This window comes from Flavobacterium sp. (genome assembly GCF_027484705.1).
In the GTDB taxonomy this organism is placed as follows: domain Bacteria; phylum Bacteroidota; class Bacteroidia; order Flavobacteriales; family Flavobacteriaceae; genus Flavobacterium.
Map to the genome: position 1 here is coordinate 116,529 of NZ_JAIXSL010000011.1, position 19,233 is coordinate 135,761.

The window sequence follows — 19,233 nt, forward strand, 5'->3', positions numbered from 1 at the left end:
ACCAACCTGAAACTTTTGGCGTTACTTTTGTACTAATCATCATCAATCAACTGGCTGCGGGAAACCGGCGCTACAAATCAATCATCATGTTAAAATCATTCTTCATCCTGTGTTCCGGGGCGGACAAAAATCTTTTACAAGATTGCTCCGAAGGCGAACAAACCAAATTCGTTGGCATCGGCGCCACCGTTTTCTTTACCGCTGTAATGGCATTCATCGCCAGTTCTTACGCCCTTTTTACAGTGTTCGACAGTATTTATCCCGCGTTACTTTTCGGTATCGTATGGGGTTTTTTAATTTTCAACCTCGACCGTTTTATCGTATCAACCATTCGCAAGCGCGACAGTTTCGCCAGTGAGTTTTTGCAAGCCACGCCGCGGATTATTTTAGCAGTTATTATTGCAATCGTCATTTCAAAACCGCTTGAAATCAAGATTTTTGAGAAGGAAATCAACACCGTTTTATTGAAGGAAAAAAATGCGATGGCACTCAACAACAAGAAAGAAGTTGCGAATTATTTTCAATCGGATCTTGATAAAAACAAAACGGAAATTGACAGCCTCAAAACGGAAATTGCGAAAAAAGAAACCGAAGTCAACAGTTTATACGAAACCTACATCACTGAAGCCGAAGGCACTAAAGGCACGATGAAATTAGGAAAAGGCCCGGTGTTCAAAGAAAAAATCGCCAAACACAATCTGGCCAAAGCAGAACTTGATACGTTGCGTAAAAACAACCTGATCAAAATCGCCGAGCGCGAGAAAAAAACCAAAACGCTTCAGGCCGATCTCGATAAAAAAGTAACCGAAACCCAACCCATCATTGACGGTTTCGATGGCTTGATGGCGCGGATTAACGCTTTGGGGAAATTGCCTTTGATTCCGTCAATGTTTATCATGCTGTTGTTTTTCGCGATTGAAACTTCGCCGATTATCGCCAAATTGTTATCCCCTAAAGGCGAATATGATTTCAAACTTGAAGATATCGAAACGGCTTTGAAAGCGACTTTATCGCAAGACAAATACCAACGCGAACTGCTAGTAAAAACCAGCGCTGCAATGCACGATAAGGTTTATGAAGATATTGCACAAGATAAAAAACTGTATGATTTACAACGCAAGAAAGCTACGGAATTGTTAGAATTGCAGGCAAATGGCTTTTTGGAAAAACAGAAGCGAACTTTATGATTTTGCCACAAAGGCGCTAAGGCACAAGTTTATAAAAGTGTACAATGAAAAACCCGATAAATAACTTATCGGGTTTTTCATTGAAAATCTTCGTGACTTAGTGTCTTCGTGGCATTTATTCCATACCTAAAACTTCACCCTGCATTTTCTTCGTCAAACTTTTAAACACCAAATCATACGAATGATCAATCAGTTCTTTTAGAAAACGATCGTTCACATCACGATTGACTTTCACGGTATTCCAATGCACTTTGCTCATGTGATAACCAGGTTGAATATCATCATACTGCGCACGCAATTCTTCAGCACGGTCGGGATCGCATTTTAGATTCACTGATGGATTGCCTTTTTCCCATTCTTGTAAAGAAGCCAAGGCAAACATTTTACCGCCGACTTTAAACACCAAAGTATCTTCATCAAAAGGGAAATGTTCGGTGACGCCTTTTTTGGATAGACAATATTCGAAGTAAGTTTCGATGTTCATATCGGGTTATTTAATTACTTTTTCCATCATTTTCTCCGGATGCGCCAATAAGGCAAATCCGAATTTCTCATATAAAAAGTGCGCGTCGCTGGTGGCCAGTCGCCAGATTTTCACTTGTTGCAATTGAGGTTCTTTCATCATCGCCTCGATTAAAATAGAGGAATAGCCTTTGCCGCGGTGATTCTCATCAATAAAAACATCCATCAGATAAGCAAAAACAACGTAATCGGTGATGACGCGCGCGAAACCAATCTGTTCACCATCGAGATAAATTCCGAAACAAAACGAATGGTCGATGGTCGTTTGCACTTCTTCTGTCGTTCTTCCAGCAGCCCAATAAATGTCTTTTAAGAAATTTTGGAGGAACGGTATGTTGAGCTTGGCTTTATCGGTTGATACAGTAATCATAAGTTATTTTGAATTTTAAATTTTGAATTTTGAATGAAAGCCCCAATTCAAAATTTAAAATTTAGAATTTAGAATAGAAAATAAAACGGGTTTGCTCGGGCTCGCGTCATTTTCAAACGAAGCGATCTGTAGGTTTAACAAATAACTTCCGTCAGCCACTTCATCAGGAATAAAAACCATCTCGGTAATTGTTGCATGGATTCGAGCATCTTCATTCAACTCATTGACATCTTTAACATTCCAAAAAGCTTTGTGCGCGGCTAATTTTCCGTCGTCATGCTCTTTGTCGACACTTGGTAAATCAATGAGTAAATGTTCTACGCCGATGTCATGAAGGAATTTCGCAGCTACATCTTCTAAGTAAGGTGGATTGGTATTCGAATAATTCTGACTTAACTTATGATCGTCGTTGGGTAAAGTCCGGATGATAATCGCTTCAGGTGTTTTTCCAGCCAATGCTTTTTCAATTTGATTTTTAGTGATTACCCAATCTTCGCTTTGCCATTCAGGAGCAATGGAAACGAGTTCCGCCACAAAGAAAAACTGTTTCAATGCTTGGTTGATGCTGTAAAAATCTCGTGTAATATGTCCCAAACATTCGGTGTGTGTGCCGTGTCCGTGTGGATTAAAAAAGATGTTGTTGAAATTGGTTGATGAACTTCCTTCAGACACTTTTCCGATCCAGTCGCCAAAACGAACGGGTTCTATGACGGGTTTGTCGATATACCAAGCAATGGGGTTTTTATCGGTATTGGTTAGTGGAATGGAAATGTCGATGGGTTGGGAAAGATCGACTTTAAAAGTTTGGTTTTGGTGTTGAATGGTTGTTTGCACTTGTTTTGTTTTTGTAACTACTCCAAATTTAATAAAAACAAATCACTCGCGATTCCATCCGTTAAAAACTTTCCTTTGGTTGTCGTTTTTAAAATAGTATCATCAATCACTAGCAATCCATCGTCGAGGAATTTTTGAGCTTGTTTTTTCAAGTAAGTCAATGTTGCTGTGCCAAATTCTGTTTCAATGTGTTGCAAATCAACACCCCAAATCGTGCGCAATCCTGTCATGATGTATTCGTTGTAGCGATCATTTATGGAAAGGATTTCAACTTCATTCGGCAATTGATCTTCCTGAATCGATTTTAAATACAAACTGTTATTCGCCACATTCCAACTTCTTGAAACGCCATTATAACTATGGGCTGATGGGCCAATTCCCAGATATTTTTTTCCTAGCCAATAACTCGAATTGTTTTTAGAGAAGTAATTGGGTTTTCCGAAATTCGATAATTCGTAATGAATGAAACCGTTTGTTTGAAGTGTTTCTACTAAAATTACAAACTGTTCTTGTGCGACTTCATCATTCGGCTCAACAATTTTTCCTGTTTGGATGAGTTTTTTCAAAGCGGTTTTGGGTTCCACCGTTAACGCATAACTCGAAATATGCGGAACACCAAAAGACAATGCGGTTTCGATGTTTTGTCGCCATTGGTCGTTGCTCATGCCGGGAATACCGTAAATCAAATCAATCGAAATGTTATCGAAATATTTCGTGGCTTCGGCTAAACAAGCTTTGGCTTCTTCGGCATTGTGCGCGCGGTTCATCATTTTCAAATCATTTTCGAAAAACGATTGGATTCCGATGGATAAACGGTTGATTCGATTTTTACAAAGCTGTAAGATTTTATTGTTCGATAAATCGTCAGGATTGGCTTCGAGTGTGATTTCAGGATGTTCCGCGACGTTATAGTTCTGATAAACGGTGTCAATCAATAATTTCAATTCGGGAATCTCCAGTACGCTTGGTGTTCCGCCGCCGAGATAGATGGTCTCGATGATTTCATTTTTGAATTCACCAGCACGCATCACTAACTCTTTCACCAACGCAAAAACCATCTCGTCTTTTTTCTTCATCGAAGTCGAAAAATGGAAGTCGCAGTAATGGCAAGCCTGTTTGCAAAAAGGAATATGGAGGTAAATTCCGGACATATTATTTTTTAACGCGCTCCTCGTTCTGTTTCACAAAAGCGTCCCAACCCGTATAGCTTTTCGCGCCGACGACTTTGCCCGAATTGAAGAAATGACAAACGGCCGCCGCCAATCCATCAGTGCTGTCTAGGTTTTTTGGTAAGGTTTTCAATCCTAACAATTGCTGCAACATTTTGGCGACTTGTTCTTTACTCGCATTTCCGTTTCCGGTAATCGCCATTTTGATTTTCTTCGGCTCGTATTCGGTAATCGGAATCTGTCGCGACAAACCTGCGGCCATCGCCACGCCTTGTGCCCTTCCGAGTTTCAACATCGATTGCACGTTCTTTCCGAAAAAAGGCGCTTCAATAGCAATTTCGTCGGGATGATGCGTTTCTATGAGTTCGATCGTGCGTTCGAAAATGACTTTGAGTTTGGTGTAATGGTCGTCGTATTTGCTGAGGATTAATTCGTTGAGTTGTATGAATTCCATGTTTTTGCCGACCACTTTAATGAGTCCGAACCCCATAATTGTGGTGCCGGGATCGATGCCTAAAATGATGCGTTCGTTTGCCATGTTGTTGCTACTAAGACGCGAAGGCGCAAAGTTTATTGAAAGTTATTTTAATCGACGAGAGTTTCCGTTCTTTGCAACGATGATTGCAATTCCCCACAAAGCTAAACAATTCCTCGTTTTTACCATCAAAGTTTTGATCGTATGCGGCGCTTTTTATTTCATCTACCGCCAACTGGCCGACAACGACCAGCTCGATTGGCAAAAGTTCACGGCGATGTTCCATAAAAACCAATCGGTGGGCGGGATTTTGTTTTTACTGCTGTTGAGTTTCCTGAACCGTTTTTTCGAAATCCTGAAGTGGCAGAATCTCGTCGCTTCATTCCGGAAAATTTCTTTAGGCGATGCAACGGCTCAAGTGTTAGGAGCTTTAACCGCCGGAATCTTCACGCCCAACGGACTCGGAGAATATGCAGGGAAAGCGTTGTTTTTTGAAAAAGAAAAAACTAAAAAAATTGTCTTTCTGAACCTGATTTGCAACGGCATCCAAATGTTGCTGACGGTGGTTTTCGGGATTTTTGGGTTGTTGTATTTCAATGCCGAATTCAATATCATCACGACCCAAACCATTGCGATTCTTTTCGGATTGTTGCTCGTTTTGGTTCTGGCTTCATTCTTCTTAAAAACTTTTTCGATTAAAGGCTATTCGATAGAGAAACTCGTGCATAAAATCAACCAGATTCCGAAGCGAATTCATCAGAAAAATATTGTTTTGGGATTGTGTCGTTACCTTGTTTTCTCGCACCAATATTACTTTTTGTTTCTCGCGTTTGATGTGCATTTGCCTTATTTCATTTTGATGTCAGCCATTACGAGCATTTACTTTTTGGCGTCGTCGTTGCCGAGTTTTCAGTTTCTCGATTTCGCCGTCAAAGGCAGTGTGGCGGTTTATTTCTTCGGATTGTTGGGTGTTAATGAATGGATTGTTATTTTTATCACGACGCTGATGTGGTTCCTGAATGTAGTGATTCCGGTAATCATCGGAAGTTATTATGTGTTGAATTTTAAACTCAAATCCAGAACATGATTTTGATTTTACTGCTGATTTTGATGGTTTATATCGTGACGATGGCGCAATTGATCGTGGGTTTCGACAAGATCAAAACCGTACCTTTCATACCAAGCGAACCCAAAACCTTTTTTGCGATTGTCGTTCCGTTCCGCAATGAAAGCGCGAATTTGCCGGTACTTTTAGAAAGCATCAAAAACCTCAAATATCCCAAGGAATTGTTCGAAATCATTCTCGTGAATGACGCTTCGGAAGATGATTCTGTGCGGCAAATCTATAACTGGCGTATGGAAAACGGCGTGTTTCAAACGACGCTTCTCGAAAACATCCGGCTTTCGGGTTCCCCCAAAAAAGATGCGATTTCGCGCGCGGTTCCGATTGTTAAAAATGAATGGTTGGTAACGACTGACGCGGATTGTATCGTTCCTGAAAACTGGCTCATGGCTTTGGACGCTTATATTCAAAAGCACGATATTGAAATGATTGTCGGTTCGGTAGTTTATGATACCAAGAAATCGTTTCTGCACCATTTCCAGCAATTGGATCTGATGAGTTTGCAGGGCGCAACGATAGGCAGTTTCGGTATGGGATTAGGGTTTTTGTGCAATGGAGCGAATTTCTGTTACACCAAATCTGTGTTTGAGAAACTGCATGGTTTTGCAGGAAATAACCAGATTGCAAGTGGCGATGATGTGTTCCTGTTGCAGAAAGCGATGCAAAAAAGCCCTGAAAAAGTACATTTTTTAAAATCGAAAGAAATTATTGTGCATACCAAACCGACTTCAAGTTGGGCGGAATTGTTTTCGCAGCGTGTGCGTTGGGCATCGAAAGCGGGTGCGTATCAAAGTGTGTTTGGGAAAGATTTGGCGGTGCTTGTGTTTGCAGGGAATTTGGCGATTGTTCTTGCTTCCTGCTTCTGGGCTCTTGAGATACTTTCGTGGAAGATTCCCGCGCTAATGTTTGCGTTGAAGTTTATGACAGACTACTTACTCTTATATAAAACCAATCGATTTTTAAGGAAGAAACGCATGCGGTTTTTGCTGTTCGCAAGTTTGTTCTATCCGTTTTTTTGCGTGACTGTTGCCATTTTTTCTTGGTTTGGAAAGTACGAATGGAAAGGCAGGAAGTTTTAAGGAAACGAAAACCCTAGCCCGGATAGAAGGGAAAATCCTTTTTTGTTTTTAAGGATTCTCAATGTATGTAGCGAGCCTTGATAAAACAAAAAAGATTGGAATGATAGCCGGAACAGCTCCTAAAAAACTACTTCTTCGCTACATTTAAAATCACCGGAAGCACAAATTGCGTCTTCACGGGAATGCCGCGCTTGATGGCCGGATTCACTTTTGGGAAATCGACCAATCTTGTTTTGATGATGCTGTCGATTTTGGCAGTGTCATACGAAAGGGTGTCGTTGAGTTGCGGCTCGAATGCTAAGGTTGCGTTCGCCAATACGGTGACTTTGACGTTGATCGTGTCGAGTTGCGGATATAAAACCGTGAGCGTGTCGCTGCTTAATTTTTGTTGGATCAGTTGCGTGAGGTACTCGAAAAAGCATTGTTTCTTTTGGGTTTTGTCGGCCACGGAATCGCAGCTTGTGAAATTGGGCAATTCGTCTACTTGGTTCCAGTTGATGGCTTTTAATTCTTTTTGCAACAACTCGTTTTGATCGGGAATCTGGGAGTTGAAATACTGACAAGAGTATAAACTAAGGCTTAGCAAAAGTAGTATTGGAATTGTTTTTTTCATATTCGTAGACGAAACCAAGGCGGATTGTTGGGCTATAAAAGTAGCATTTTATTTTTCAAAAATACTAAAAAATACTTTATGGGGCATTGCGATATCATTATAGTAGCCATTGACAAAGCGTAACAAAAAAACCAGCTTCGTAAGAAACTGGTTTTTTATATTTAGCAAACCTATAGGGCTTATTTTCGCATCACTTTTTTGATCACTTTCGATTGATTGGACGTTGTAACTTCGATGAAGTAAAGTCCGGAAGCCAATGAGGATAAATCAATGAAGTCGGTATTCGATGGCGTTGTTACTTTTTTGTGCAACATTGATTTTCCTTGAGCATCATATACTTCTATAAAATCGATACTGTTGCCATTGTTTTTTAAAGTAACGTTGAGCACATCCTGAGCCGGATTCGGATAAAAAAGGAAGTCTGTATTTTCGAACTGGTCTACAGCCAAAGTCGCTACGAATTCCGTTAAGAAAGTATTGGTGACAATGACGGGATTATAATCAAAATAAATTCCGGCAGTATTTGAAATAATATCGCCTGTTGCATATCCTGCTTTAGGTTTTACTTTGAAAGTAACATATCCTTTTCCGGTATTCATATTTTCCACGGAAGGTGGCAATTGAATGTTGTTGAATTTCCAGGTTAAGTTAGTATCGAGGCGGTCTAAAATATAATCATGACTTGCATTGACCATTTTGATCGAAGTTTCGTCGAGTTTTGAATCGAGTACATCTGAAATTCTAACATTGATTGCGCTGGCTGTTCCCGTGTTTTCGAAACGAATCGTATAATACAGATAATCGGTAGAGGCAAAACTCGAAGTGAGGATTTTATCACCATGAGATTCCATTTTGTCGTTCGGATCGTAGGAGCCGATTACAATTTCGGAAAGTGTACTGGCATTATTTTCCGGCACCACATCGCCAGCTAAAGGAACAATTGTCGCGCTGTTGGTGAGCAATTGACCAAGCGTCACACTAGGAATTGGCGGTACTTGCATTGAAACAGTCATCGTGCGCACTTCAAAAGGCAACAGATTGGTGAAAGTATAACTGAATCCATTGGCGTCCGGAGTGGTTCCGGATTGCGTATTTGCCGTAATGGTTAAAGCAGTATCTTTCGTAAAAGTTAGGGTCCCCGAAGCGATGGTTTGATTTCCATAGTTCGCATATACAACTTTATTGGAGTAGACAAATCCGGCTCTTGGTTGTTGCAACGGAATGATGCTGACCGCTAAATCTTGGAAAGATTGCACTACTGTTACTGGGAAACTATACACCTGCATTCCTGCTCCAATAACAGGGCTAATATTACTATAGGAAGCGGTTGTAAGCGCGTAAGTTGCACTATAGGCAGGATCAATAGTATATGCTAAGTCGTACGAACTGGCAGCGTTTTCATCATAAATGTTGTACACTCCGGAAGGAGACGTGATGTTGTGCACATTGTCATCGTTATTTTTCTCTATTTGAAATTGACCAAGCGGGAAATTTTGTTCGCCAACATCTTTCGTTCCATTGGAATTGGAGTCTAAGAATGCATTCAATCGAATGCCAGAGCAAGCTATTCCGCCTTGTGTATTGGCTGTTTCTGTGATGCGGATGTATCCGGGATCATTGCTGTAATTGGTAGTCATAATCAAATAATATTGACCCGTTTGAGCATTGTTAATGATAGGAAATTCGATTGCATCTACAGAATAGCTGCAACTCACAATATTATTTGCTGTTAATGCATTGTAGCATGGTGCCGTTGGCGTTGTAAAAGGACCGTATACAATATAGTCTACATCTAACAACTGATTGTCAAAATTGATGGATCTGTTTTGTTCAATTTTCAAATTAATCACGCCCGGACTGCTTACGGGTAAATAGAACCAGGTTGGGTTTGGGTGGGAAGCCAAACAGCCGTAACTCGCTCCAGGCTCATTAATGTTTAGGTTTTGTGTATTAGAAAACGGCGCGCCCAATGCATTGCATAAGGAATTCGCATTAATGCAAGTGGAAGAAACATTGCAGTTCGGTGTGGCTACTAACACTAAATTATAAAGCGCATCACATCCCGGCATAGTTACTCTAACTACAATAGGCATTGAATTGCCACCCACCGCTAAAGAGTATGACGTCGGATTTACAATAGGATTGATTCCATCCAACGCTTCTTGATAATTAGCATAAAAGGTTAGACTTCCCAAGTCGTTTATTTGCGATTGAACTGTGGTCAAATCAAACACCACTGAACCATCATTGTTGTCATCGCATTGAACCATATTGGGCAATGGAGTGGTCCCCGTATTTGCGGTTTGCATTATTAACTGGAATGTAAAAATTTGTGTTTGGTTGTTGGTAAGGTTCAGTAAACGTGCAAAAATAAGTACTGAGGGCGAAGAAATACAGGTGGGTTGGTCTGTATTGATGGCATTGGTCCCGGAACTAGCGCCAGATTGAGAAATATGATAGGTAAGGGCGTATTCCGACGGATTGAGTGTGCCTAAAATCGGATTGTTGTTGTCGTTCAAATTGAAACAAGCGGAACCAGTATCACTGCACTGAATCAAATTGTTAGGTTGTCCAGCCACATTACATTGGTTGGTTGTAATGCTATACGGCCCTGCCCATTCGCTAACGCCATTTTGTGTGCAGACACTTCTTACATAAAATTGGTAAGCAGTGCCACAAGGAAGTCCGCCAAATGAATATTGAGTCACAGTAGTAGTTCCAATAGGCGCCGTATTTTGTGTTGGCGCTGGAAGTCCCGCAGCTTGAAAGAATACATCATAACCTGACGCTCCTGTTGGTGTCCAATCAAAATTGGCCATGTCCTGAAAAACCATAGTTCCCGTAACCGCAGACGGAGCGAGGCAATTCGGATTGCATTGAACAATATAAACATTCACTAGTCCTGTTGCAGTACAGCCAGAAGCGTTGTTGTCCAATCGATAATACAATGGTAAAGTAGAAGGAAGTGTATTTAGAATAGTATAACAAGTCGTATTTTGGATAGGATTTGTTCCTGAACTCGCATTCGCTTGTGTTTCATAAAAGGTAACGTTGAACGCACCTCCACTAGAGATATTCCCAACTATTGATTCTAAGTTAACACAGATTGGCCCTGTAGTTACATTACCACAAACGGTAAGATTTTGCGTTGGAGCCGGAGGTGTATCTGCGAAATAAATCCCAAAAGAGGCTACAACTGAAGTATTGTTTTGAAGATCAAGCAACCTCGTGAAGATTTGCTCAGAAGCGCTAGTGCAATATTGCGTAGCGGTTAGGATGGGATTGCTTCCCGTTTGCGCATCCGCTGTGGTATTGTGATAGGTAATTTGATATTGAGATGGATTTAAGGTACCTAATATATTGGCGTCATTTTGGGTCAAATCAAAACAGGCAGTGATGCCGTTTCCGCATTGGAACAAATCCTGTGGCTCACCACTGCCTTGGGAACATGGAAATGTCATGAACGAAAATGGCCCAACCCAAGCACTTAATGAAGTATTAGAACATATTTTCTTTACATAATATTGATAAAAAGTATCACATATCAGTCCGGTTGCGGTATAAATGTTTGTTGATGAGGTGCCGGTAGCTGGCGTGGTTTCTAAAGGGGCGGGTGCTCCGCCCACAGTAAGGTATACCTCATATGACGCGTTAGAGTCGCTAGACCAACTCAGCTGCGCACTGTATTGAGAAACGTTTGTCACAGTTAGTGCTGTTGGTGCAACACAGACGGTTCGATTATTCGTTTGCCCGTAAATAATACTATTTAGCAACAATATACAGAGTAAAAGTAATTGTTTTTTCATGATGTAGAATTGCGTTTGATTTGAAAAATATTCAAGCTTTAAAAAAAGCACAGCAATGTACATTTTTTTAATGAATTGTAAATCAAAATAATGGAAGTATTTTTAAAAACAAAAAAGCTGTCCACAAAAGTGGAAAGCTTTTCATTGGTCTAACTACTAAACCGGCTACGAGTTACAAAGTCGTAGCGAAAACAACACAACTCTCTTTAGGCGTTCGCCTTTTGGGACAAAAAAGGTTTCCGTTTCCGAAAACCTTTTTCCCAATTTAGCGGTCTGGACGGGACTCGAACCCGCGACCCCATGCGTGACAGGCATGTATTCTAACCAACTGAACTACCAAACCTCTGCTTAATTGCGGTTGCAAATATACTATAGATTTTGTTATCTGCAAGTGATTGTGTAAAAATATTTAAGTATTTTAAAATGGCTTAACCAAAAGATTGTTTTTCAACCAAGTAGGTGGTGAGGATTTTTTCGAAATCGGCGCCAACATTTACCGGAACATACTTTATTTTGTTCTGTGCGCAGGTTTGTGCAAGCTTGGTAAAGTAACTTTGAACGCTTTCCTCATAGATTTCTTTTACATTTTCAGCAAAAAGCGTCACTTCATCTCCGTTTTCGATGTCGATGAATTTTCTCGGTGCGTTGTCGTAATCGAAATGAAGTTCGGTTTTGTCATCAATCACGTGGAATAAAACCACTTTGTGTTTGTCGTGTTTGAGGTGTTGCAACGCGTTGAAAAGCGCATTATCATCTTTGGTCTGCAACATATCGGTAAACAAAATAATCATCGAACGCCGGTGGATTTTCTCAGCAATTTGATGCAGGAACGTAATCGTATCCGTAGTTTTTGTTGCCGTTGGCGTTTCGAGTAAATTTTCGAGTTTGTTGAGCAACATTCTTTGATGACGATCGCTGCCTTTTTCGGGGGCATAATATTCGTAAGTATCAGAATAGATGCTCAAACCCACAGCATCGCGTTGTTTTTTGAGCAAGTTCATCAATACCGCGGAAGCCAATACGGAAAAACCGATTTTATTTTCGTAGAACGGTTGCCCTTCTTTGAGTTTCGGGTAGTGCATCGAAGAGGAATTGTCGATGATTAGATGACAACGCAGGTTGGTTTCTTCTTCAAAACGTTTGGTGTACAAACGGTCGGTTTTGGCGAACAGTTTCCAGTCGATGTGTTTGGTGCTTTCCCCTGAATTATAGACTTTATGTTCGGCAAATTCTGCAGAAAACCCATGAAAAGGAGATTTGTGCATGCCCGAAATGAAGCCTTCAACAACTTGATTGGCGAGCAATTCCAGATGCTGGAAGCTTGATATTTTTTCTAATTGTGATTCGATGTTCATGTTTCAAAGATAATTTTATTTCATAGAATTCGGTTACGCCTCGGGTGAAAATTTGAAAGTTCGGAGATTGGCAAACGGAAATCTATGGTATAAAAAAAGGCCGATTTTCATCAGACCTTTTTCACTCAAAAAAACTAAAACCTTGCGTTTACTCTTTTTTGTCGACCGATTTTTCAATGAATTGGCTTGGCAATTGACCGGTTTTAATGTCCGTTCCGTCAAACCAGATGGCTTTTGCGTTTTCGGTTTTATTATTTTCGTTAAACATCACCTCGTTGATATTGTTGTCGAACTCTTTTTCGAGCAGCGCTTTTGGTAGTTTGGTTTGTTGCGCATCAATTCGGTCGCCCACGGCAATCCACGAAACTGAAACATTACTGCTTCCATTGTTGAGTTCCTTAATGGTGAATCCGTTTTCATCAATCGATGCAATGTAAAGTCCGTTGCATTCGCCCATTGGCGATACGGTTATAACAGGAATTTCACCTAATAAATCGCTATAGTTTTTGTCGAAATCTACTCTCGCGCCTCCATTGACGAGCAGTGTTTTTCCTTTTTTGTAAATGATGCTTTCCGTTGAAGTTACGGTATAAGCAGCTGTTTTTTGATTGCCTGTATCCACAAGTTCGATTTGTTTTCCTGCGGTATATTCGTCGCCACTGTTATAAGAAGCGAATAGCGACCCGGAGCTCATCTGACCGATAATGTTGCCTTTGCTCCACGAACCGATCATGTCGCCGTAAAAGCCTCCGCCGATAGAAGTTGCATTTTGGCGCTGACTCATTCTTCCGGCTCCTGTTGCCAAAGCGGCTGTGGCGTATACACCGTAATTGGTTGGCGCACTGCTTCTGTATCCTAAACTTCCCCAATAAACGCCGTCCCACACCGCACCGAGAACACCGCCACTGCGGTTATAGCCAGCGCCCGTGTCGTTGTAGCTGAAGCCGCTCACACCAAAACTATACTTGTCGCCCCAATTGTTGTGTCCTTTGACCGCACTGTTTGAAGCGTCGCGCGAGTAGGCTGTGCCATCGTTTTGAGTAGTTCGGGTTCTGAATCCATAAATACTGCTTTGACCGTCATCATTGGGCGGAAGAGTAGTCTGTACGTTGTATACATATAGTTTATCCTTTCCTGAAGGCACAGTGCCAATCCCAAATCTGGCGGTGTTGATGTTATCCATTGCTTCGCCATAAAACACATTTCCAATTGACATTTGATAGTCAGCTGCAGGGTTGATCACATCACTGTTGGCACCAATACTGATGTTGTAATTGCCGCTTGTAATGTTATCTCCAGCCCGAAATCCGCTCGAGGTATTGTATGTTCCCGTAACATTCAACAGTGAATAAGCGCCTTGCGAGGTATTTCCTGCCCCCATTGTTGCCGCTCCCATCGCAAAATAACCCATCGCGGCATTGTTGTTTCCTCCGATGTGGTTTAAGGCATAATATCCTAATGCCGTATTATTGGAAGCATTGCCGTATTCCAGAGCATAATTCCCAATTGAAGTATTGCTAATCCCATCAGTATTGTTTTGCAAACTTAAATAACCAACACCGACATTATCGACTCCCTGTGTGTTCTCCGCTAAGGCACCATTGCCGACGGCGATGTTTTTATGCCCAATCGTGTTGGCTTTCAGCGAGTAATTTCCAACCGCCGTATTGTTGATTCCATTCGTTACTGCTGTTGGATTGTTATTGAATAAAGATTCTACACCCACCGCAACATTATCAGTATCGAACGGTGCGCCGCCATTAGCAAAACTCTGTTTATAAAGTGCCCTTTCGCCCAACGCTACATTCTTCGAGGCATTAGTATTAGCTATCATAGTACTCCTGCCAAAAGCCGTATTCGAAGAGCCTGCTTTATTGTACGCTAATGATTCCCTGCCAAGACCGGCGTTATAAGATCCGGTCGTATTGCTAAGCAACACGTTCATACCCACGGCTGTATTGTCAACGCCCGAGTTAAATCCTAAGATATTTCCACCCATCGCGCTATTGCCTATGGCCGTATTTCCGCTGCCGGTATTAAACCGCAAGGAACCGCGCCCGAACGAAGTGTCGTAAGTCCCGATTCGTCCGGCATCAAAAGAATCCCTGCGGAAAGTCACGTCTTGATCATCTGTGGTTCCAATAAAATTGAAGGCAGGATCTGTTCCGGCATTTCCTGTCAAACTCCAACCAGTATTCGCTCCAATGCCTTTCCAGCTCGTTGACGGATTGTCCCAATAATAAAACCCAGATTGGTTGGCTGGTGCCGTTAAGAAAACCATCATGCCGTTTTGTGCGGCCGTTGGATCGGTTATTGGGAACGCATCAATTTTTGGGATAATTATACCGTCGGTATTGTCCGGCGTGGTTTGGTTGGAAGCATTGATTTGAAGTTTGGCCTTTGGTGCAGGTTCGTTAATCCCGATTTTTGCCAATGTTGCGCTATTCATCGCAGTGCCATAAATCACATTGGCAATCGACATCTGATGGCTTCCCGCTACAATAGGAACATCTGCATTAGCGCCCAAAGTCAAATTGTTGTCGCCCGTGGCTAACTTACCTGCTCGATATCCGATAGCTGTATTGTTGTTTCCGGTTAAGTTTTCATACAATGCTTCAGAACCATTTGCTGTATTATTTAATCCTAAAGTATTTTTGTAGAGCGAATAATAACCAATAGCCGAATTGTCATTTCCTTGTGTATTGTATTCCAAAGAATTGCTTCCAAGCGCCGTATTGTGCTGGCCAATCGTATTGGTATATAAGGTGTTTGAACCAATTCCGGTATTAGAACTTCCTGAAGTATTGCCAAATAATGCGTAGTTCCCAAAAGCGGAATTAGAACTTCCGTTGGTGTTGCTTGACATGCTGCTGAGTCCGAAGGTCGAATTGTAGATTCCCGAATTCGCCGGATTCATGGAACTTCTTCCGAACGACGTGTTGGCCATCCCGATCTTTCCCGAAATCACATTGTCTCTACGGAACACCACATCATTGGCATCAGTGGTTCCTATGAAATTGACGTTCGGGTCGGTTCCGGAATTTCCAGTGAGTTCCCAACCTGAGCCCCCGAAGCCTTTCCATTGTGGTGTTCCGGTGTTGTCCCAATAGTAAAATCCGGGTGGTTTTCCTGCCGAAAGCGTCGTGAGGTAGACCATCATGCCTTGTTGCGCAGCCGTCGGATTGATGGCTGGAAAGGCATCGATTTTTGGAATTAGAATTCCGTCTTTATTGGTTGGTGTCGCCTGGTTGCTCGACTTGATGTGGAGTTGCGCGTCGGGCGATGTAGTGTTGATGCCAACTTGGGCGTATCCGTCGATTGCGGTGCAACACAAACCTAAAAACAGTAGTATCTTTTTCATGACCATTAATTTACTGACAAATTTGGCGCTAGTTTCCGTGTCAAAAAACCACCAATAGACCAATGCGTTTTTAAATAGATGAACGACCGAAATTTTGATGTTGGTTTTTTATATATATTTGATTCAACTTCAACGCGCCATGGAAAAATTGCAGTGTATTATTGTTGACGACGACGAAATCGACCGATTGACCGTGCTTTCGTATGCAAAAAAATTTCAGCAACTTCAAATCGTGGGTGTTTATGCTTCGGCTAAAGAAGCGTTGTCGGTGTTGCAAAGAAGCCATACCAAAATCGATGTGCTTTTTTTAGATATCGACATGCCCGAAGAAAGCGGTTTGGATTTAAGAAAAAAAGCGTCAGAAGTTCCGGTCTGCATTTTTATTACGGCGCATCCCGAACATGCCGTGGAGAGTTTCGAATTGGATACTTTGGATTTTATCGTCAAACCGTTGAAACTCGATCGTTTTTCGCAAACCATCCGGCGCATCGAGGAATTCATGGAAATCAAACACAAGGCGTTGCTGTTCGAGTCGAGCATTGGCGGCAACACGATTTACATCAAGGAAGGACACGAACAGACCAAAGTGAAACTGCACGATATCCTGTATCTCGAAGCCCTGAAAGATTACACGCTGATCGTCACGCCTCAAAAAAGGCATTGTGTGTTGTCGAGCATCGGGAATTTGCTTAAGGAAAACCATTTCCAGTCGTTCATCCGGACACACCGCAGTTTTGCCGTGCAGAAGCAATTCATACAGAAAATAGGCTCGACCGAAATCGTGCTCAACAGCGGCGCATTGATTCCGATCGGCAGAAGTTACAAAGACAACCTAAACGCCGTTTTATGAAGAAGCTGCTTGCCATTTGCTGTGTGCTGTCGTCCGTGTTCTGTTATGCCCAGACTCCGAAAACAATGGATTCGCTCAAAGTTTACCTCAATACCAAACCGAAAGACACCAATTATGTGCAGGCGCTGAATGACTACGCTTTTTTAAAGGTTCAGGAAGCCCAATTTGATGAAGTTGAAAAGGCCATAAAACAAATGGACGCGCTCGCGAAGAAACTCCATTACGGCATTGCCTATTACAAAGCGATGAACATGCGCGGCATTGTCGAATACTCGAACCAGAACCATGAGAAGGCGATGGAGTATTTCATGAAGTGCAGCGAAATCATCAAAAAGTATAAGCTTCCGAAGAAAATCTACCAGAACTGGCTCAACAACATCAGCATCATTCACTATCAACTGGGCGACCAGGACAAAGCCACATTCTATGCGATGAAGCTCATCAATTATCAGGAAAAGTACAAACTCGAACCGCTCAAGACTTCGCCATATGACCAGATAGGGCACAACCTCAAGCAGTTGAAGAAATACGATGAGGCGCTAAGCTATTACAACAAAGGATTGGCAATCGCGAAAAAGAACCAGAATTTCGTCGATATGGGCATCAGTGAGAATAATCTTGGGAACCTATACGACGACATGCACCAAACCCGTGAAGCCATAAAACACTACGAAACCGGATTGCGCTACGCCGAAGAAGCCAATTACAAATTGCATCAAACCGATTTCCTCTCGAACCTTGGGCGCATGCAACGGCAATTATCAGACTATGCTAAAGCCGAGCAATACCTGAAAAAGGCCGAAAAAATCTGCCAGGAACTCGAGGTGACGGCGCCTTTGAAAACGATTTATCAGGCATTGGGCGATGTGTATTCTGATCAGAAAAGATATGCTTTGTCTGAAACCTATTACATGAAATCGCTACGGATTGCCCAAGAATCCGGTAATTTTGAGGAATTGTATACCATCAATACGGCGCTCGCCGAACTTAAAAACGAAACCGGAAATTATAAGGAAGCTTTTCAGTATAAAGAAGCTGCGGATGTGGCTAAAGATTCGACCTTCAAACTCGAAACCGCCGAAAACACCGAAAACCTGCTCCGTAAATACGAAAGCGAAAAGAAAGAACAGGCAATTAAGACGCTTTCGGCACAGAACACCGTAAAGAGTCTCCAGATTGACAATGCCAACAAACAGCGTTGGTATTTTGTTTTCGGTTTGTTGTTGTTCGCCATTATCGGAAGTTTGCTGTTTTACCAAAGTCGAAATCGCAAAAAAGTCAATCAAAAACTACAGCTTTTAAACACCGAACTCGATCAAGCCAATAAAACCAAAACACGTTTTTTTAGCATATTGAACCACGATTTGCGAAGTCCGGTGTCGAACCTCATTCACTTCTTACACCTGCAAAAAGAAAACCCGGAACTCTTGGATGAGGCAAGCCGAAAGCGCATGGAACACAAAACGATTGTCGGCGCTGAAAATCTTTTAAGTTCGATGGAAGATATTTTGTTGTGGAGTAAAGGACAAATGCAAAACTTCGAGCCTAAAGCGAAAAGAATAGCGATAAGTGCTTTGTTTGAGGATATTCAAAACCACTTTTCCAGTGAGGAAAAAGCCAGCATTACTTTCGAAAACCCACAAAATATCGAATTGTTTACCGACGAAAATTACCTAAAAACAATCATTCGGAACCTGACGGGAAATGCCATCAAGGCTTTGGAAAAAACCGATCAGCCAACCATCATCTGGAAAGCCTGGCAAGAAAACCAACAAACATTGCTGTCGATTACCGACAATGGTTCGGGCGCCACACAAGAGCAATTCAAAGCGTTATACGATGATTCGGAAGTCGTCGGCATTCAAACGGGATTGGGTTTGCACCTGATTCGCGATTTGGCCAAAGCGATTGGTTGTGAAATTGCCGTGGACACAAAATCAGGTTCAGGTACCGTTTTCACTTTGAAATTGCCATAAAAAAAGGCCCGACTTGCATCGAACCTTTGTATAAAATTTAATCTTCTGATTTACAAAAGCGCATTCAAACTATCCGCATAAGTCTGTTTCGGAGCCACACCAACTTGTCTTCCGACAACTTCCCCGTTTTGAAACACCAACACGGTTGGAATGTTTCTCACACCGTATTTCGCAGCAAACTCTTGATTCGCATCAACATCTACTTTTCCGATGACGGCTTTTCCGGCAAATTCTTCACTGATCTCATCAATGATCGGACCTACCATTCTACACGGACCGCACCATGCTGCCCAAAAATCCACCATTACTGGTTTATCTGATTTTAATACCACTTCATCAAAAGTAGCATCGGTTATTGCTAAAGCCATAGTTTTATTTTTAAAAATTGTAGGACAAAATTAGCGATTTATTTTCAATGACAAGGCCAATAAAATTAGTTTTGGCTATTAACGTATTGCCTCTGGCTATTTTTGATTTTATAATGATTTTCAGGAGCTGTTCCCGCTGTTCAAT

The 19,233-nt window shown here is 41.8% G+C and carries 15 protein-coding genes and 1 tRNA gene; 5 read left to right on the forward strand and 11 right to left on the reverse strand.

Translation table 11 applies throughout. The features are described from left to right. The first annotated feature begins 86 nt into the window (after positions 1-86). Positions 87-1,187 (forward strand): DUF4407 domain-containing protein, encoded by a 1,101-nt coding sequence (locus Q0058_RS06390; RefSeq protein ID WP_298222051.1) that lies wholly within the window; start codon positions 87-89, stop codon positions 1,185-1,187. Positions 1,188-1,302: 115 nt separating this feature from the next. Here Q0058_RS06390 and Q0058_RS06395 read toward each other — a convergent pair whose 3' ends face one another. The 5 genes from Q0058_RS06395 to ruvC are packed head-to-tail and all read right to left on the reverse strand — an operon-like array spanning position 1,303 to position 4,620. Further along, positions 1,303-1,671, reverse strand: a complete 369-nt coding sequence (locus Q0058_RS06395) for an MmcQ/YjbR family DNA-binding protein (protein WP_298222052.1) — start codon at positions 1,669-1,671, stop codon at positions 1,303-1,305. Between the two features lie 6 nt (positions 1,672-1,677). Beyond that, positions 1,678-2,079: a GNAT family N-acetyltransferase gene (locus Q0058_RS06400; RefSeq protein WP_298222053.1), complete on the reverse strand. Its 402-nt coding sequence runs from the start codon at positions 2,077-2,079 to the stop codon at positions 1,678-1,680. Between the two features lie 54 nt (positions 2,080-2,133). Then, positions 2,134-2,913, reverse strand: a complete 780-nt coding sequence (locus Q0058_RS06405) for a cyclase family protein (protein WP_298222054.1) — start codon at positions 2,911-2,913, stop codon at positions 2,134-2,136. Positions 2,914-2,930: 17 nt separating this feature from the next. Further along, positions 2,931-4,064 (reverse strand): radical SAM family heme chaperone HemW, encoded by a 1,134-nt coding sequence (gene hemW / locus Q0058_RS06410; protein ID WP_298222055.1) that lies wholly within the window; start codon positions 4,062-4,064, stop codon positions 2,931-2,933. A gap of 1 nt (position 4,065) precedes the next feature. Next, on the reverse strand, positions 4,066-4,620 hold the full coding sequence (gene ruvC, locus Q0058_RS06415) for a crossover junction endodeoxyribonuclease RuvC (RefSeq protein WP_298222056.1): 555 nt from the start codon (positions 4,618-4,620) through the stop codon (positions 4,066-4,068). A 79-nt stretch (positions 4,621-4,699) separates the two neighbouring features. Here ruvC and Q0058_RS06420 point away from each other — a divergent pair, with 79 nt between their 5' ends. Both Q0058_RS06420 and Q0058_RS06425 read left to right on the forward strand, forming a co-directional pair. After that, the gene (locus Q0058_RS06420) at positions 4,700-5,644 is read left to right on the forward strand and encodes a lysylphosphatidylglycerol synthase domain-containing protein (RefSeq protein ID WP_298222057.1); all 945 of its coding nucleotides are present in this window, start codon (positions 4,700-4,702) and stop codon (positions 5,642-5,644) included. Next, a complete protein-coding gene (locus tag Q0058_RS06425) occupies positions 5,641-6,759 on the forward strand; it encodes a glycosyltransferase (RefSeq protein WP_298222059.1) in 1,119 nt (372 codons plus the stop codon). Before Q0058_RS06420 ends, Q0058_RS06425 begins: the two co-directional genes overlap by 4 nt. 127 nt (positions 6,760-6,886) lie before the next feature. Here the strand turns inward: Q0058_RS06425 and Q0058_RS06430 are convergent, their stop codons facing one another. From Q0058_RS06430 to Q0058_RS06450, 5 genes are all read right to left on the reverse strand, one after another. After that, positions 6,887-7,372, reverse strand: coding sequence for a hypothetical protein (locus tag Q0058_RS06430; RefSeq protein ID WP_298222061.1), 486 nt, complete (start codon positions 7,370-7,372; stop codon positions 6,887-6,889). Positions 7,373-7,551: 179 nt separating this feature from the next. Further along, positions 7,552-11,178 carry a T9SS type A sorting domain-containing protein gene (locus Q0058_RS06435; protein WP_298222063.1) on the reverse strand — a complete coding sequence of 1,209 codons (3,627 nt, stop codon included), beginning with the start codon at positions 11,176-11,178 and terminating at the stop codon, positions 7,552-7,554. Positions 11,179-11,447: 269 nt separating this feature from the next. Further along, positions 11,448-11,521: transfer RNA gene (locus tag Q0058_RS06440), tRNA-Asp, on the reverse strand. An 85-nt stretch (positions 11,522-11,606) separates the two neighbouring features. Beyond that, a complete protein-coding gene (locus Q0058_RS06445) occupies positions 11,607-12,533 on the reverse strand; it encodes a DUF58 domain-containing protein (protein WP_298222065.1) in 927 nt (308 codons plus the stop codon). Positions 12,534-12,681: 148 nt separating this feature from the next. Then, the gene (locus Q0058_RS06450) at positions 12,682-15,894 is read right to left on the reverse strand and encodes a hypothetical protein (RefSeq protein WP_298222067.1); all 3,213 of its coding nucleotides are present in this window, start codon (positions 15,892-15,894) and stop codon (positions 12,682-12,684) included. A 139-nt stretch (positions 15,895-16,033) separates the two neighbouring features. Between Q0058_RS06450 and Q0058_RS06455 the strand changes: the two genes are divergently transcribed. Together Q0058_RS06455 and Q0058_RS06460 are read left to right on the forward strand one after the other, a co-directional pair. Beyond that, entirely contained in the window at positions 16,034-16,744 is a 711-nt protein-coding gene (locus tag Q0058_RS06455; RefSeq protein ID WP_298222069.1) for a LytTR family DNA-binding domain-containing protein, read from the forward strand. Continuing rightward, a complete protein-coding gene (locus Q0058_RS06460; RefSeq protein WP_298222071.1) occupies positions 16,741-18,720 on the forward strand; it encodes a tetratricopeptide repeat protein in 1,980 nt (659 codons plus the stop codon). The genes Q0058_RS06455 and Q0058_RS06460 overlap by 4 nt, the downstream gene beginning before the upstream one ends. A 50-nt stretch (positions 18,721-18,770) precedes the next feature. Here Q0058_RS06460 and trxA read toward each other — a convergent pair whose 3' ends face one another. After that, complete coding sequence (gene trxA, locus Q0058_RS06465) at positions 18,771-19,088, reverse strand: thioredoxin (RefSeq protein ID WP_298222073.1); 318 nt, start codon at positions 19,086-19,088, stop codon at positions 18,771-18,773. Positions 19,089-19,233: the final 145 nt, after the last annotated feature.

Bases quoted from the DNA above. Each gene is read 5' to 3' on its own strand.
- Q0058_RS06445 (WP_298222065.1), bottom strand. From the start codon at position 12,533: ATGAACATCGAATCACAATTAGAAAAAATATCAAGCTTCCAGCATCTG.
- Q0058_RS06425 (WP_298222059.1), top strand. From the start codon at position 5,641: ATGATTTTGATTTTACTGCTGATTTTGATGGTTTATATCGTGACGATG.
- Q0058_RS06435 (WP_298222063.1), bottom strand. From the start codon at position 11,178: ATGAAAAAACAATTACTTTTACTCTGTATATTGTTGCTAAATAGTATT.
- Q0058_RS06430 (WP_298222061.1), bottom strand. From the start codon at position 7,372: ATGAAAAAAACAATTCCAATACTACTTTTGCTAAGCCTTAGTTTATAC.
- trxA (WP_298222073.1), bottom strand. From the start codon at position 19,088: ATGGCTTTAGCAATAACCGATGCTACTTTTGATGAAGTGGTATTAAAA.
- Q0058_RS06420 (WP_298222057.1), top strand. From the start codon at position 4,700: ATGATTGCAATTCCCCACAAAGCTAAACAATTCCTCGTTTTTACCATC.
- Q0058_RS06455 (WP_298222069.1), top strand. From the start codon at position 16,034: ATGGAAAAATTGCAGTGTATTATTGTTGACGACGACGAAATCGACCGA.
- hemW (WP_298222055.1), bottom strand. From the start codon at position 4,064: ATGTCCGGAATTTACCTCCATATTCCTTTTTGCAAACAGGCTTGCCAT.
- Q0058_RS06460 (WP_298222071.1), top strand. From the start codon at position 16,741: ATGAAGAAGCTGCTTGCCATTTGCTGTGTGCTGTCGTCCGTGTTCTGT.
- Q0058_RS06390 (WP_298222051.1), top strand. From the start codon at position 87: ATGTTAAAATCATTCTTCATCCTGTGTTCCGGGGCGGACAAAAATCTT.
- Q0058_RS06395 (WP_298222052.1), bottom strand. From the start codon at position 1,671: ATGAACATCGAAACTTACTTCGAATATTGTCTATCCAAAAAAGGCGTC.
- Q0058_RS06400 (WP_298222053.1), bottom strand. From the start codon at position 2,079: ATGATTACTGTATCAACCGATAAAGCCAAGCTCAACATACCGTTCCTC.
- ruvC (WP_298222056.1), bottom strand. From the start codon at position 4,620: ATGGCAAACGAACGCATCATTTTAGGCATCGATCCCGGCACCACAATT.
- Q0058_RS06450 (WP_298222067.1), bottom strand. From the start codon at position 15,894: ATGAAAAAGATACTACTGTTTTTAGGTTTGTGTTGCACCGCAATCGAC.